Origin of the sequence: Kitasatospora sp. NPDC094028, from assembly GCF_049543595.1 — a bacterium.
GTDB lineage: Bacteria > Actinomycetota > Actinomycetes > Streptomycetales > Streptomycetaceae > Kitasatospora.
In genome coordinates, this window is record NZ_JBMVFA010000003.1 from 177,705 (window position 1) to 192,668 (window position 14,964).

The window sequence follows — 14,964 nt, forward strand, 5'->3', positions numbered from 1 at the left end:
GTCAGGCCTCCAGTGCCGAGCGCAGGTCCCACAGGGTGCGCCAGGTGGCGGCGCCCTGCTCGGCGCGGCGGCGGACCGCGCCGTCCCAGTAGCCGAGCAGCCGGGCCGCGTCGGCCGGGTCGTCCTTGCGGACGACGCCGAGGAGTTGGCCGGGCAGGCGGGCCAGGAGGTCGCCGCCGTCCGGGAGGTAGGCGGCGGTGACGCCGAGGGCGGTGGCGACGGAGACGGCCTCGGCGGTGCTCATCACGGTGGAGGGGCGTTCGACGTCCCAGCCTTCGGTGGAGCGGCCGGTGCGCAGGTCGCGGAAGGCGGTGACGAGGGCGTCGAGGACGGCGTCGTCGACGGCGTAGGCGGCGCCGGCCCGGGCGACGGCGTCGGTGGACTGGCGGCGGACGAGGTCGATCTCGGCGGCGAGGCTGCCGATCGGGCCGACGGTCTCGAAGTTGAACCGGCGTTTGAGGGCGGCGGACATCTCGCTGACGCCCTTGTCGCGGAGGTTGGCGGTGGCGATCAGGGTGAATCCGGCGGCGGCGTGCAGCTGCCCGTCCGGGGTGCCGGCCAACTCGGGGACGGCGACGCGCCGTTCGGAGAGCAGGGAGACCAGGGCGTCCTGCACCTCGGGCAGGCAGCGGGTGACCTCCTCGACCCGGGCGACGGCGCCGGTGGTCATGGCGGTGAGCACCGGTGAGGGGACCAGGGCGTCGCGGCTGGGGCCCTTGGCGAGCAGGAGAGCGTAGTTCCAGCCGTACTTGAGCTGGTCCTCGGTGGTGCCGGCGGTGCCCTGGACGGTGAGCGCGCTGGTGCCGCAGACGGCGGCGGCGAGCAACTCGGAGAGCATGGACTTGGCGGTGCCGGGCTCGCCGACGAGCAGCAGGCCGCGCTCGCCGGCGAGGGTGACGACGCAGCGCTCGACCAGCGCCCGCTCGCCGACGAACTTCTGCTCGATGACGAGGCTCTTGCGCCCGGCCTTGAGCTTCTCGCCGTCGCTGCCCATGACGAAGGTGACGACGGCGCGCGGGGTGAGCCGCCAGCCGGGCGGGCGCGGGCCGTTGTCGTGGGCGGCCAGGAAGTCGAGTTCGGCGGCGTGCTTCTCCTCGGGCGGGACGATCTGGCGTTCGGCGCTGCCGGGAGCGGCGGCGGTGGCAGCGGTGCGGGTGGCGGTGGTGCGGGTGGCGGTGGTGCGGGTGGCGGTGGTGGTCATCGGCGGGCCTTCCTGCGCTTGCCGGTCTGGAGCTCTTCGTAGCCGGGGGCATCGCCGTCGAGGGTGCGCTGCCAGGCCCGGGCGAACAGGTCCGGGACGGGCAGGCGCGGCAGCACCGGCTTGTGGGTGGGCAGTTCGTACAGGCCGGCCTTCCAGGTCTCGACGGGCAGTGCGGGGGCCTTGGCCTCCTGCCAGCCGCAGGGCAGGAAGAGGCTGCGGCCGGCCCGGGGCCGCTTGGCCTCCAGCACGAGCCCGGTGGCCGCGAGTTCGGCCCGGGCCCGCTTCAGCCGGGCGGGTTTCCAGCCCGTCCAGCGGGCGACGTTGCGGTCGGTGGGGTCGGGCAGGGCGAGCAGTTGCAGGTAGAGGGCGGCGGCGTCCGGGTCGAGCCCGTGGGTGCGGGCCGCCTCGGCGACCAGCCCGGGGGCGGACAGCTGCGGGTTCTGCAGCCAGGCGGGCGAGCCGGGGTCGACGGCGGCGGCGCCCGGTGCCGTCGAGGCGGACTCGGCGAGGCGCCGCGCCTCGCCGCTCAGCACGGCGACGAGGGCGCCCTGGTCGTCGCCGTACCAGTAGCTGCTGCGCAGCCCGGTGATGAGGTCGAGCAGCGGGTCGTCCGGGCCGCTCAGCCCGGCCGGGCGCAGCCAGACCCGCTCGTACGCCTCGTGGTACGGGCTGAGGACGAGCGCCGGGCCGCAGCGGACCAGGCCGTCCGGGTCGGCGCCGCCCTCGGCGGGCAGGCCGAAGTGGGCGCGCATGACGGCACCCATCGGGCCGTTCTTGGCGGTGTTGACGAGCTGGAGGTCGAGCAGCAGGTCGGGGTCGGTGAGGCGGGTGTGCAGGGCGTCGACGGCCCGGGGCAGCAGGGCGCGCAGCGGGCTGTCGGCGGGCAGGTGGTAGGCGAGCCAGCGCAGGGCTTCGACGCTCTGGTGGAGTTCGCCGGGGCCGGGGACGGCGCCGGCGTCCTCGGGTTCGAGCTGGGGCTCGGCGCGGTGGTCGGTGCGCAGGCGGTAGCCGGTGGTGCGGGTGAGCCAGGGGGTGCGGGCGGGGTTGAGGACGGCTTCGAGGGAGGCGATCCGGACGCCCTTGACGGCAGCCTGGTCGGCCTCGGGGAGGGTGACGAGCCGTCCGAAGTGGCGGGTCCAGGCCTCGGCGCCGGCGGCGAGGTCGGGGCCTTCGGTCCACAGGGTCTTGGGGTCGGGCGGCAGCAGGGCGCCCCAGACGTCGACGAGGGCGGCCTGGGGGTGGCTGCGCAGCCACTCCTTGGCGGCCTTGGCCTCGGTGGCCTTGATGCCGAGTTCGGCGAGCCGTTCGGCGGTCAGGCCGGTGGTGCCCCAGTCGAGGAGGCCGGGGGGCGGGCAGAGCAGCAGGGTGGCACGGGTGGTGCCGATGCCGGTGAGTTCGGCGAAGGCGGCGGCCCGGGCCCCGTCCCACGGGACGCTGCCGCGCAGGGCGGAGACCCGCCAGAACTTCGCGGCCCAGGCGGCGCTGATCCGTTCCTCGGTGCGGCGCTCCCGGACGGTGGTGAAGTGGGCGACGGGGCCGAACCGGCCGCTGGGGTCGTGGTCGACGGCGAGCCAGTGGATGGCGCCGTCCTGGTGCGTGCGGTAACCGAGGACGACGACGGTGCGGTCGCCGTGGCGCAGCACCTGGCCCTGGCGGAAGTCGGTGGGGCGCGGGTCGGTGGCCGGCCGGTGGGTCTCGCTGAGGACGATCTCGCGCAGGGTGTCGCCGCGGTCGGCGAGCGGGCCCTTGGTGAGTTCGCCGAGGAGTTCGACGAGCGAGGAGCGATGGGCGGGTTCGGTGAGCGGGTTGGCGACGGCCTGGGCGAGGACGTGGAGCAGGCCGAGCAGGTGGAGCCAGCCGTGGCCGCCGTCGCCGCCGCGCAGGGTGAGCTTGGCGGGGGCGGCGGTCCAGCCGTCGGCCAGGCTGTCGCCCCGGCCCGGGTCCTGTCCCTGGCCCGTGGTGGCGGGCGGGGCGGCGAGGACGGCGAGGACGGTGCGCAGGTTGTTGAGCGTCCACCAGCGGTCGGTGTGGGTCCAGCCGGAGCCGAAGCCGCCGATGCCGGGCAGCAGGGCGGCGACGGCGGCCTGCAGTTGCTGGTCGCGGCCGTGGTCGGGGCGGTACTCGGCGGCCTCGGCCCGGGTGGGCCGTTCGGCCTCGGGCTGCGGCACGAAGCGGGCGATCCGGTCGAGCAGGTCGGCGGCGGCGCGGGCGAGCCCGGCGACGCCGGCGAGCAGCAGCGGGTGGGTGGCCTCGGGCAGCAGGGCGCCGACGGCCGGGACGGGCAGGGTGCTGCGGGTGGGCTCGTTGTGCTGGGCGACGGGGCGCCGTACGCCCTGGACGGTGAGCCAGCGCCGGTCGTCCTCGGGGACGGGCCGGGTGTCGACGGGCCAGGCGGCGTCGATCAGTCGGGCGGCCTGCTCGGGGTCGACGCCGCGCAGGGCGCGGGAGCCGGCTTCGTCGCGGGGCCGCAGGGCGTGCCAGTGGTCGAGCGGCGGGACGAGGCCGGTGCCGGCGGCGGAGAGGTCGCCGGCGCGGCAGGGCCGCAGGTCGGCGGTGCGGTCGGTGGCCGCGGCGAGGTCGGGCAGGGTGAGGGCGAGGGTGTCGCCGGCGGTCTCGGTGACGGCCGGTCGGCCGGCGCCGGGCAGGGTGAGTCGGCCGACCGGGACGGTGTCGGGGTGCGCGCCGGTGATCGGCAGGACGATGCGGTGCCCGTCCGGGGTGACGGCGGTGGCCGTCCGGTCGGGGTCGATCCGGACCCAGCCGCCGAGGACGGTGCCGTCGGTGCCGAGCGGGGTGCCTTCCAGGCCGGGCTGGAGCGGCAGCAGCCGGGTGTTGCGCGCGGCGAGCCGGCCGGCCGGGGCGGAGGCGGCGATCACCGGGGGTTCGGCGGCGCGGCCCAGGGTGCCGGTGTGCGGGTCGAGTTCGCGCGGGGTGGCGTCGCCGTCGCCGGGGCGCAGCGTCCAGTGGCCGGTGCCGTCGCCGAGGACGCGGTGTTCGGTCGGCAGCCGGGTGTCGCCGGCGTGCAGTGGGCGTTCGCCGGTGGTGCGGCCGCCGCCGGGCAGCGGGAGGGAGGGCGGTTCGGGCCGCCGGTCGCCGTAGTGGTAGCCGGTGATGGTCTCGCCGCCGAGTTCGACGGTCTGGTCGGGGCGGCCGGACCAGTAGCCGACCTGCTTGCCGTCCTGGTGCCAGGCGACGAGGAGTTCGCCGTCGACGAAGCGCAGGCGGGGGCGGTTCCAGTGCTGGTCCAACGCGGGGATGCGCAGGGTGTGCTCCAGCACGGTGCCCTGCGGGCCGACGACTATGGCGCGGTCGCCGCGGGCGAGGATCAGGCACGGCCAGGCGTCCTCGACGATCAGGCCGTTGAGGGCCGGGCCGTGGAAGCCGGGGGTGGCGGCGTTGCGGGCGGTGGCCGTTGCCGCGGCGGGAGCGCCGGGGCCGGCGGGGGTGCCGGTGCCCGCCGGGGTGCCGGTGCCCGCCGGGGTGTCGGGCTCGGCCGGGTCGGCGAGGGTGGCGAGGGCCTCTTCGAGGGCGGGCCAGCCGAGTTCGTCGAGGATGCCCGCGCCGAGCGCCCGGGCGAGCAGCCCGGCCACGTCGAGGGCGGCGATCCGCTCGGCGGCGGCCGGGGCGATCCCGCGGATGGCGATGCGGTAGGGGGTGAGCTCGCGGACCAGGTCGGCGGCGGCGGCCAGGCCGCGGACGGCGGTGAGTTCGTCGGCCCGCAGCTCGGCCCACTCGGCCATCAGCGTGCGGAGCACGGGTACGGCGGGTGCCTTGCGCGTGACGGCGGTGACCCAGGCGGGCGGGGTGGCGTCGCGCAGCAGCGGCCGGTAGCGCGGGTCGGCGGCGACGGCGCGCAGGCGGGCGCTGCCGGGGCCGCAGTGGTCGGCCCAGTGCTTGACGTTCAGTGCGCGGCCGGCGGGCGGGTCGGCGACGGGCACGCCGGCGGCCAGCAGCTGGTCCAGCAGGTCGAGGTCGGTCAGGTCGCCGCGCCGGTCGGCGAACAGGTCGACGGGGGTGGCGTCGGACCGCAGCCGCTCGGTCATCCGGCCGGCCAGGGCGAGGGTGGCGGTGGTGTCGGGCCGGGCGCGCCAGCCGCGGCGGGTGTGCCGGGCCCAGCGCTGGAGCCAGGCCGCGGCGTCGCCGGGTTCCTCGTCGGCGCGGCGGGGGCCGGTGAGCCCGGCCTCGGCGCCGGTCTCGGCGAGCAGGGCGAGCCAGGCGGCGTCGTGCGCGGCGTCGTCGCCGCCGTCCGGGGCGGGCAGCAGTTCCAGCAGGCGGCGCCGGACGGCCTCCTCGCGGCGCCCGAGCTCGACCAGCGGGCCGTGCCAGGACTTCCAGAACGCGGCGGGCGCCCGGTTGATCGCCGGGGACTCCAACAGCTCGGCGAGCAGCGCCTGTTCGTGCTCGGCGCGGTCGAGCCCGGCGGCCCGGACCAGGGCGCGGGCGTCCTCGGCGATCCCGGCGTAGGGGGCCATGCCGGCCGCGGAGCGCTCGGTGCAGAGCTGGCGGAAGCGCTGCCAGGCGGTCTGCGGGTCGAGCCGTGCGGCCAGTTCCTTGACGTACTGGCGCAGTTCCTTGACGGTGAGGGCGCCGGCCAGGGCGAACTCCAGGAAGACGGCGCGCAGCCGCTCCTCGTCGACGCCCAGACCGTGGGTGCGCTCGGCCTCGCGGGCCTTGCCGAACCAGGTGGCGGCATAGGTCCGGTTACCCTGGGCGAGGAAGATCCGGCCGACCTCCTCGCAGAAGGTGGGCAGGAAGTGCGGCACGGCGCGGCCGAGGCGGGCGGCGAGCGCGCCGAAGCCGTCCTTGGCGGCGCCCGGCTTGGATTTCACCTGCCGGGCCAGCCGCTCCATCTCCTTGACCAGGGCGAGCGCGTGGTGGCCGTTGGCCGGGTCGTTGACGAGTGCCCAGGCGGGGAAGCCGAGCGCCTCCTGGCGGACCTGGCCGACCTCGGCGGGCTCGCCCGCGGGGGCGAGGCCGAGGTAGTCGAGGGCGGCGTCCTCGGCCGCGCCGAGGGCGCCGGGGACGAGCCGGACGATCCGCCGGCCGTCCAGCGCGGGGTGGGTGTAGCCGCGGGCGGTGAGCACGTCGGCGGCGCTGCCGGGGCGGCCGGCGTCGGGCAGGGTGCCGGCGGGCAGCACGGCGCCCGCGTCGAGCAGGGCCTCGTGGCGGGCCCGCGCCCGGTCGGTGCGGGCGGCGGCGGCGGCCGCGGTCGCGCCGGTGGCGTCGGTGGCGTCGGTGGTGGCGGTGGTGGCGGTCATGCGGCTTCCTCCCCTTCGATCGTGCGGCCCGCGTACAGCGCGGCGGCCATGCGCATCCCCTCGGACCAGGCGACCGGCCCGACCTCGGCGAGCGGCAGCGCCCGGCCGTCCGGGCCGGCCCAGCTGAGCGCGCCGGTCTCGCAGGCGTCGTACTCGTAGTAGTCGCCGACCCAGACCCGGGCCTCGACGGTGCGGCCGCCCTCGCTGATCGGCTGGACGGCGGACCCGCCGCGCACCCGGCAGCCGAGCCGGTTGCAGCGGCCGAGCAGTTCGCGCAGCTCCCGGTAGCGGCCGCCGGCGTACTCGTCGACCGTGGTGCCCGACAGCGGCCCGGCGGGCTTGTGCCGGACCTCGCGGTAGAGCTGCTGGACGCGCTGGGAGACGCCGAGTTCGACGGCGAACTCGCGCAGCTCGTCGAGGTCCGGCAGCAGGACCGGGTGGGGTATCAGGACCTCGGCGGCGGTGAGCCGGACGGTGTCGCCGTCCAGGTCGACCAGGCCGAGGCCGCGCTCGGCGTCCGCGCCGCGCAGGAAGCCGGCGACCTCGCCGTCGACCCCGGTGACCACCACGTCCCGCAGGACGGCCTGCCAGGCCTCGTCGGCCCACACCTCGGTGAGCACGGCGGCGGGCACCGGCAGCGAGCGCACCATCCAGCGCTCGACGTCCTCCAGGCAGCGCCGCTCGTGGGCGGCCAGCCACTCGGCGAGCTGCTTGAGCCGGGTGACCACCGGGTCGCCGTTGAGCTTCGACGGAAGGGACTTGAGTGCGCGCCCCGCCGCGTTGCGGCACGCCACCCTGCCCTCTGCGTCGAGCGTGACGCGGTAGCCCCCCGCGCCCGTCTCCACCCATGCCACGGCCGTACTCCTCCCACCGGGAACCACGATCTGATCGCCTGTGGATCAGCGATGCCAGGAACGTAGCGAGGGTCACTGACAACCGGAGGACCGGGGGCCGGCCGCCCCGGGACCTGCGGAGTCGAAACCCCTCGCACGGGTGAACGAGTGACGGGCGCCCCGAGCCGGGCGCCCCGAGCCGGGCGGGCCGAAGGAGCGCAGCAGCGAAGGAGCGCAGCAGCGAAGCAGGCGGGCGGCAAGCAGCGGGGTGAGGGCCGAACGGGAGCGCCGCGTGGCCCGGTTCGGGGAACGCGACCGCCCGGCCCCCCGGAACGGAAGGACCGGACCGGGGCGCCGGGCAGGAGGGCAGGAGGGCGGGAGGGGCCGTCAGCCCCCCGCCGCGGCGGCCGGCGCCCGCGGCACGATCACCGGCGCCCCGTCCCCCGGCGCCGCGAGCACGTGGCTGTCGATGTCGTACAGCGCCCGCACCAGCGCCGCGTCCACCACCTCGCGCGGCGGCCCGCAGGCGACCACCGCGCCGTCGCGCAGCGCGACCACGAGGTCCGCGTACCGGGCCGCCGCCGCGAGGTCGTGCAGCACCATGACGACGGTCCGACCGCCCGCCGCGACCTGCCGGACCAGTTCCAGCACCTCGACGGCGTGCCCGAGGTCGAGCGCGCTGGTCGGCTCGTCGAGCAGCACCACCGGCGTGTCCTGGGCCAGCACCATGGCCAGCCAGCAGCGCTGCCGCTGGCCGCCGGAGAGCCGGTCGAGCCGCCGGTCGGCCAACTCCTGGACGCCGGTGGCGCGCAGGGCCTCGGTGGTCAGCCGTTCATCGTCGGGCGACCACTGGCGGAACAGCCCCTGGTGCGGGTGCCGGCCGTAGCGCACCAGACCGGCGACGGTGACCGCCTCGGGTGCCTGCGGGCTCTGCGGCAGCAGCGCGACCCGGTGGGCGGCCTGGCGCGGGCGCAGCCGCCAGACGTCCTCGCCGCCGACCAGCACCCGCCCGGTGTCGGGCCGGTGCAGCCGGGCCGCGGCCCGCAGCAGGGTGGACTTGCCGCAGCCGTTCGGGCCGACCACCGCCACCACCTGCCCGGCGGGGACGGTGAGGTCCACGCCGCCGAGCACGGGGCGGCCGGGGCCGTAGCCGGCGCCGAGCCCCTGGATCGTCAACTCCATGGAGTGCCTTATGCAGTAGGCGGGGTGGTCAGGAGGCGGTGCCGAGCGCCTTGGTGAAGTCGCCGATCACCGCGTCGGCGGCGAGCGGGCCGCCCCGGGTGGACCAGACCGAACCGTCCACGGTGACGGTGTGGTTGTTCTGCACGGCCTTCAACTCCTGGTAGGCGGGCTTGGACTGGACGTCCTTGAGCGCGGCCCTGCCGTCGTCGGTGAGGATGGAGAGGAACAGCCAGTCGCCGTCGATCTCGCCCAGCTTCTCCAGGCTGAGGGCCGGGCTGTGCGCGTTGCCGTCCCTGTCCTGGGCGGCCGGGCGGGTGAGGCCCATGTCGAGGGCGACGCCGCCGGCGAACTGCTTCTTCTCCATCCAGCTGGGGCCGGTGGGGTTCCAGCGGACGATGGAGACGGCGGCGCCCTTGTTCCTGCCGAGGTCGCCGCCGGCCTTGGCGGCCTTGGCCTCGTAGTCGGTGATGACCTTGTTGGCCTGGTCGAGCTTGTTGACGGCGTTGCCGATGCCGCGGAAGGCGAGCTTCCAGTCGTCGGTGGGCGCCATGGTGACGAGGGTGGCGGGGGTGATCTCGCGCAGCTGCTTGAGCATCTGCTCGTCCTGCATGTCGCCGGCCAGGATGAGGTCGGGCTTGGCGGCGACCACCTTGTCCAGCACGGGCTGCAGCAGGTTGCCGACGACCGGGACGCCCTGCACCCTGTCCTTCAGGTAGGCGGGCGGCTCGTTGAGCCCCTGGCCGTTGGTGATGCCGACCGGCTTCACGCCGAGGGCGAGCACCGCGTCCAGGTCCTCCTGGGTGAGGGTGACGATCCGCTTGGGCTCGGCGGGGATCTCGACGGCCTTGCCGGTGGCGTCCTTGACGGTCCGCTTGCCGCCGGCGGCCGCGTCCGGGGCACCGGCGGAGGAGCCGGCCGAGGCCGAGGCGGAGGACGAGGAGGACGAGCCCGAGGACCCGCAGCCCGCGAGCAGCAGGGCGGCCGCCCCGGTGGCGGCCAACGCCCGGGCCGCACGGCGGCGGCGGGCGGGGCTGAGCGGGCGGGGGGCGAGCGACATGAGGTCCTCCGGGCAGCGGTGGTACGGGAGTTGCGGGGTGTGCGGGGGCGGCACGGCGTGCCGACGATGCGGCGCCGGTTCGGCGCCGGTTCGATGCCGGTTCGGCGCCGGTTCGGTGCCGGTGCCGGTGCGACGAGCGGTGCCGGTGCGACGAGCGGTGCGGCGCCTGCGCGGCGCTGACGCCACGACGGCGCCCCACGAGGCGACTCGATCATTAGGTTAGCCTTACCTTATGACACCGTCGCAAGTGGGCGTCCACGAAGCGTCCGCCGCCACCCCGCCGGACGCGGCCCCGGACGCCGCTCCGGACGCCCCGCCGCCCCCGCCGCCCGGCCGCCGCCGCACCGGCTGGGCGGTCGCCGGCGGGGCGGTCGTCCTGCTCCTCGCCCTCGCCGCGCTCTCCCTGTCCATCGGCGCCGGCGAAGTCGGCCCCGGCCGTGTCCTGGACTACCTGCTCGACCGCGACGGCGCCCGCGCAGACGGCCGACTCGCCCTCGTCGTCGGGGACCTGCGGCTGCCGCGCACCGTCACCGCACTGCTCGTCGGCGCCGCGCTCGGCGTCGCCGGCGCCCAACTGCAGTCCGTCACCCGCAACCCGCTCGCCGAGACCGGCCTGCTGGGCGTCAACGCCGGCGCCTCGCTCGGCGTCGTCCTCGCCGTCGCCGTCCTCGGCGTCCAGACCTCGTACGGCTACCTCGCGTTCGCCTTCGGCGGCGCCGTGCTCGCCAGCGTCCTGGTGCTGCTGGTCGCGGGCAGCCGGGGCGGCGGCTCCCCGATCCGGCTCGTGCTCGGCGGCTCCGCCGTCGCCGCCGTCTTCCGCGGCCTCACCGACGTCCTCGTCGTCAACTCCCCCGAGGCGTACGAGCGGTACCGGGTCTGGGTGCTCGGCTCGCTCGCCGGGGTCGAGGGCTGGACGACACTGCGCCAGCTCGCGCCCGTGCTGGCCGTCGGGTTCCTGCTCGCCGGGCTCACCACCCGGCCGCTCACCGCGCTCGCCCTCGGCGACGACCTCGCCCGCGGCCTCGGCCACCGGCCCGGCGCCACCCGGGCCGCCGTCGCCCTCGGCGTCACCCTGCTGACCGCCTCCGCCGTCGCCCTCGCCGGGCCCGTCGCCTTCCTCGGCCTGCTCTCCGGGTTCCTCGCCCGGGCCGTCGCCGGCCCCCGGATCGGACAACTCACCCTGCTCGCCGCCCTGTTCGGCGCCGCCGTGCTCACCGCCTCGGACGTGCTCGCCCGCGTGGTGGCCCGGCCGTTCGAAGCGCCGGTGTCCGTCATCGTCGCGCTGATCGGCGCCCCCGCGCTGATCGCCATCGTCCGCTCCCGGCGCTCCGCCGCCCTCGCCCTCACCGACCCCGCCACGGACGGCCCGCCACCGGCACGGCGAGCCGAACCCCCGGCCGCCGAACCCGACTTGGCGCTGCGGTACGGCGCGTGGTCGCTGCTCGTCCCCCGGCGGGCACTGCTGGCCTCGCTCGGACTGGCCGGGGCGCTGCTCCTCGCCGTCGTCGTCTCCGCGCACGCCGGGCAGAGCGAACTCGACCTCGGCCGCACCTTCCAGGCCGTGTTCGGCTACGGCGACCGGCTCGACGTCCTGCTCGTCCAGAAGTTCCGCCTCGGCCGGATCGTCGCCGGAGCGGCCGCCGGAGCCGCCCTCGGCCTCGCCGGCTGCCTCACCCAGACCCTCGCCCGCAACCGCCTCGCCACCCCCGAACTCCTCGGCGTCAACGACGGCGCCACCGCCGCCGTCCTCATCTCCGCCAGCGCCGCCGGCACCTTCGGCGCCTGGTGGGCCGGACCGCTCGGCGCGCTCGTCGCCGTCCTCGTCGTCACCCTCGCCTCCGGCGGCCTCGGCGCACGCGGCTACCGGGTCCTGGTCGTCGGGCTCGCCGTGTCCGCCCTCGCCTCCGCCGTCATCCAGGTCGCGATGGCCCGCCGCTCGCTCAACTCGGCCGGCTCGCTGTACGTGTGGACCTCCGGCAGCCTCAACGGGCGGGACTACGAGATCGCCACGCCCGTCCTCGTCGGGCTCGCCGTGCTGGTGCCGCTCGCGCTCGTCGCCGCCCGGCGGCTCGCCGTCCTGCGCTTCGACGACAGCGTCGCCGCCTCGCTCGGCGTCGACCCCGGACGGGTCCGCCTCGGCTGCCTGCTGCTGTCCGTCGCACTCGCCGGACTGGCGGTCGGCGTGTGCGGGCCGGTCGGGTTCGTGGCGCTCGCCGCACCCGTCATCGCCGGACGGCTGGCCGGCCCGGCGCGCGTGCCCGTCCTCGGCTCGGCACTCACCGGGGCACTGCTGGTCGTCGTCGCGGACACCCTCGGGCGGGTGCTGATCGGCGGCGTCGAGATCCCGGTCGGCATCGTCACCACCGTGCTCGGCGGCCCCTTCCTGCTGTGGGTGCTGCTGGGGCGGCGCGGACGCGGCAGTGTCGCGTAATCGACTTGAGGAGCAGTAGACTTGAAGACTTCGTTCCCCCACGTGGCCCCCGACCCGGACGACCCGGCGTACCGGCTGGTCACCCTCGGGTACGACGGCGACCAGGACTGCGACGGGGTGCTGGCGCTGCTGCACACCGTCACCGACAAGGACCGGCACGCCGGCGACCTGACACCGCACCTGATGCGGCGCCGGCCGGACGGCTCGTGGTCGATCACCTACCGGCTGCGCGCCGACCACCGGGTCTCCTGCCAGCTGCACCCCTTCCGGGGTCCGGTGCCGGGCACCAGCCGCGCCGACTGGCTGCGCGTCCTCGACCACGCCGTACCCGGCCCCGGTGACGACCTGCTCCCCGCCCGGGACGGCCGCCACCCCTCCTCGGTGCTCAGCCTGCCGGACGCGCCCGCCCAGCCGTACGTGCGGCGGCGCGCCGGGGTGACACGCGGGCGGACGACGGCGCACGAGCCGGCGGGGCGCCGGGTAGACGTCCATCTCCCCTCGGGGGAAGGGCCATTGGAGGCCGTGGCCGTGCTGCTGGACGGCGAGATGTGGGGCGAAGTGCTGTCGGTCGGCGACACCCTCGACAACCTGGCGGCGGACGGCGCCCTCCCGCGCACGGCGGCGCTGCTCGTCCACACCATGGGCCCGGGGCGCCCGGACGACCTGAGCTGCAACCCGGACTTCGTCGACCTGCTCGCCGACCGGCTGCTCCCCTGGGCGCGGCGCGAGTTCGGCACGCCCCTGGATCCCTCGCGCACCGTGATCGCCGGCCAGAGCGCGGGCGGCCTCACCGCCGCCTTCGCCGCGTTCCGCCGCCCGGACCGGTTCGGCAACGCGCTCTCCCAGTCCGGCTCCTTCTGGTGGCCGGACGGCACCGAGTTCGACGCGGGCAGCGAGTGGCTGACCCGGCAGTTCGCGGGCGGGGAACGCCGCGAGGCCCGGTTCTACCTGGAGGTCGGGCTGCAGGAGTGGATGCTGCTCGCCCAGAACCGCCACCTGCGCGACGTCCTGCTGGCACGCGGGTACGACGTCGAGTACCGCGAGTTCAACGGCGGCCACGACTACGCCTGCTGGCGCGGCGGCCTCGCAGACGGCCTCGCCCACCTGCTCGGCGGGCGCTGACCTACCGGACCGTCCGCAGGCGGGAGTCCGCGATGTTGCGCACCCGCCGGCTCCGGCCGCCCTCGGCCAGCACCGCCAGGGCGGCCGGGACCGGCGACTCCTGCGCGACCCGCAGCTGCAGCCAGTTCGACCCGCCGAGCAACGCCTCGGCCTCCCACGGCTCGGCCACCGCGATCGCCCGGATCAGCGCCCACTCGCGCAACCGCCGGACGGAGAACGCGTCCGTCGCCGCGGCCTCGCTCATCCGCCGCCACCAGGCGGGGAATCCGGGACCGGTGAGCAGTTCGGCCGCCCGCCGGTCGAGGTACTCGCAGACGGCGCCGTTCGCCATCGCGGTCTCCGGGTCGGTCAGCACCTCGGCCACCAGGGCCGCCGCATCCTCGTCGCCGACCTCGCCGAACGCCCTGCGGTAGCGGGCGAACCGGGCGTGCTCGTCCGGCTCCCGTGCCGGAACGCCGATCGCCACCGCATCCGCCTCCCTTCCCCTGCTGCGCCCCGGAAGTCTGTCACGGCGCGCCCGCCTGCCCGGAGGCGGCCGGCCGCCGTCCACGCGCTCGCCCGGGGTCGCGCGGCTCTGGAACGATCCCCGGTATGGGAACGGACATCAACGGGTTCATCGAATACCGCCCGAGGGCCGGGTGGGAGGCGGCGATCGACCTCGACGCGCTCTACGACACCCGCGACTACGACGCCTTCGGCTGCCTCTTCGGCGTCAAGAACCACGCCGGGTTCCGGCCGCTGGCGCCCGGCCGGGGCCTGCCCGGGGACGCGCACGAGCGGACGAGGGCGGCGTTCGACCGGTGGGAGGCGATGGGTGGCGTCCACAGCCCGACCTGGATCGCGTGGGCCGAACTCGCCGCCGTCGACTGGGACGAGCCCGCCGAACGGCCGGACGAGCGGGTGCGGATGTACCTCCGCGGCCCGGACGGCGCGTGGGTGCTGCGCGGCAAGGCCCTGCGCGGCCACGGCAGCCGGGCGGAGGGCGAGGAGTGGACGGAGGGCGAGGCGCGCTATCGGATCGGGCGGATGACCCGGCGCGAGGCCGTCCCGCCGGACGGCCCGTGGGCGCCGGTGTTCACCGTGATGCGCACCCTCGCGCACCTGCACGGGGACGAGAACGTGCGGCTGACGGTCTGGTTCGACTCGTAGCCCGGCAGGCCGCCGCCACTCGTGTTCACGGCTCCGGGTGGCGGGGTCGGTCCCGGTAGGGCACCAGCCGGGTCAGGTCCAGGTCGAAGGCGAACGGCTCGGGGATGCGGATCCGCTCGCCGAACTCCCGCTCGGTCCGGGTGTGGTAGCGGTCGTGGTTCGGTTCGGAGAACAGCGTGACCGTCTTCTGTCGCGGGTCGACGATCAGGTAGAGCGGGAAGCCCATGCGGGGGTAGTCGCGGACCTTGCCCGTCCAGTCGTTGTCGGGGTTGGACGGCGAGACGATCTCCACCGCGACCAGCGCCAGCTCGGCGGGGATGTCGTGCCCCTCCAGGTCGATGACGTCTTCCGGCAGGTAGGTGAGGTCGGGGTTGCGGACGGCACCGACCCCGGGCGAGGCCAGGTCGCTGTTGCCGGTCGGGAAGTAGCCGGCGGGGCAGTGCGCCTCGAACTGGCGCTGCACGATGGAGAGGTTCAGCTGGTGGATCGAAGAGGGCGATGCCTGCATCACGATGACGTCGCCGGACAGCTCGACCTTGTAGCCCTCCGGAAGGCTGCGCCTGGCTTCTTCGAGAAGCCGGTAATGCTCAGGGTTCATCGGGCCTCCTCAGCTGCTCCGGTCACAGTATCGCGCCCCTGGCCGTTCGCAGTCGGTGGCGGGGGTGGACCCGGGGGGTGTTGCCGAGGGGGTCGGTGTGGTGGTCGTCCGTCCGGGGCGCGGGCCGTCCGGA

The 14,964-nt window shown here is 76.2% G+C and carries 10 protein-coding genes; 3 read left to right on the plus strand and 7 right to left on the minus strand.

All coding sequences use genetic code 11. The features are described 5' to 3' along the window. Position 1: 1 nt before the first annotated feature. From ACPC54_RS06525 to ACPC54_RS06545, 5 genes are all read right to left on the minus strand, one after another. Complete coding sequence (locus tag ACPC54_RS06525; protein WP_498961859.1) at positions 2-1,201, minus strand: ATP-binding protein; 1,200 nt, start codon at positions 1,199-1,201, stop codon at positions 2-4. Continuing rightward, complete coding sequence (locus tag ACPC54_RS06530) at positions 1,198-6,459, minus strand: hypothetical protein (protein ID WP_498961860.1); 5,262 nt, start codon at positions 6,457-6,459, stop codon at positions 1,198-1,200. The genes ACPC54_RS06525 and ACPC54_RS06530 overlap by 4 nt, the downstream gene beginning before the upstream one ends. After that, entirely contained in the window at positions 6,456-7,313 is an 858-nt protein-coding gene (locus ACPC54_RS06535) for a DUF4132 domain-containing protein (protein ID WP_498961862.1), read from the minus strand. Before ACPC54_RS06535 ends, ACPC54_RS06530 begins: the two co-directional genes overlap by 4 nt. 366 nt (positions 7,314-7,679) lie before the next feature. Continuing rightward, positions 7,680-8,474 (minus strand): ABC transporter ATP-binding protein, encoded by a 795-nt coding sequence (locus ACPC54_RS06540; RefSeq protein ID WP_498961864.1) that lies wholly within the window; start codon positions 8,472-8,474, stop codon positions 7,680-7,682. A 28-nt stretch (positions 8,475-8,502) separates the two neighbouring features. Further along, a complete protein-coding gene (locus ACPC54_RS06545; protein WP_498961866.1) occupies positions 8,503-9,531 on the minus strand; it encodes an ABC transporter substrate-binding protein in 1,029 nt (342 codons plus the stop codon). Between the two features lie 232 nt (positions 9,532-9,763). Here ACPC54_RS06545 and fhuB point away from each other — a divergent pair, with 232 nt between their 5' ends. Both fhuB and ACPC54_RS06555 read left to right on the plus strand, forming a co-directional pair. Further along, entirely contained in the window at positions 9,764-11,962 is a 2,199-nt protein-coding gene (gene fhuB, locus ACPC54_RS06550; RefSeq protein WP_498961868.1) for a Fe(3+)-hydroxamate ABC transporter permease FhuB, read from the plus strand. A gap of 21 nt (positions 11,963-11,983) precedes the next feature. Further along, complete coding sequence (locus ACPC54_RS06555) at positions 11,984-13,084, plus strand: alpha/beta hydrolase-fold protein (protein WP_498961870.1); 1,101 nt, start codon at positions 11,984-11,986, stop codon at positions 13,082-13,084. 1 nt (position 13,085) lies between these two features. Here the strand turns inward: ACPC54_RS06555 and ACPC54_RS06560 are convergent, their stop codons facing one another. Beyond that, positions 13,086-13,550: a hypothetical protein gene (locus tag ACPC54_RS06560; RefSeq protein ID WP_498961872.1), complete on the minus strand. Its 465-nt coding sequence runs from the start codon at positions 13,548-13,550 to the stop codon at positions 13,086-13,088. A 125-nt stretch (positions 13,551-13,675) separates the two neighbouring features. On the opposite strand from ACPC54_RS06560, the gene ACPC54_RS06565 reads away from it, so the two are divergent. Further along, positions 13,676-14,233, plus strand: a complete 558-nt coding sequence (locus ACPC54_RS06565) for a hypothetical protein (RefSeq protein ID WP_498961874.1) — start codon at positions 13,676-13,678, stop codon at positions 14,231-14,233. A gap of 25 nt (positions 14,234-14,258) precedes the next feature. On the opposite strand, the gene ACPC54_RS06570 is transcribed toward ACPC54_RS06565, so the two are convergent. After that, entirely contained in the window at positions 14,259-14,831 is a 573-nt protein-coding gene (locus ACPC54_RS06570) for a Uma2 family endonuclease (RefSeq protein WP_498961876.1), read from the minus strand. Between the last annotated feature and the right edge of the window lie 133 nt (positions 14,832-14,964).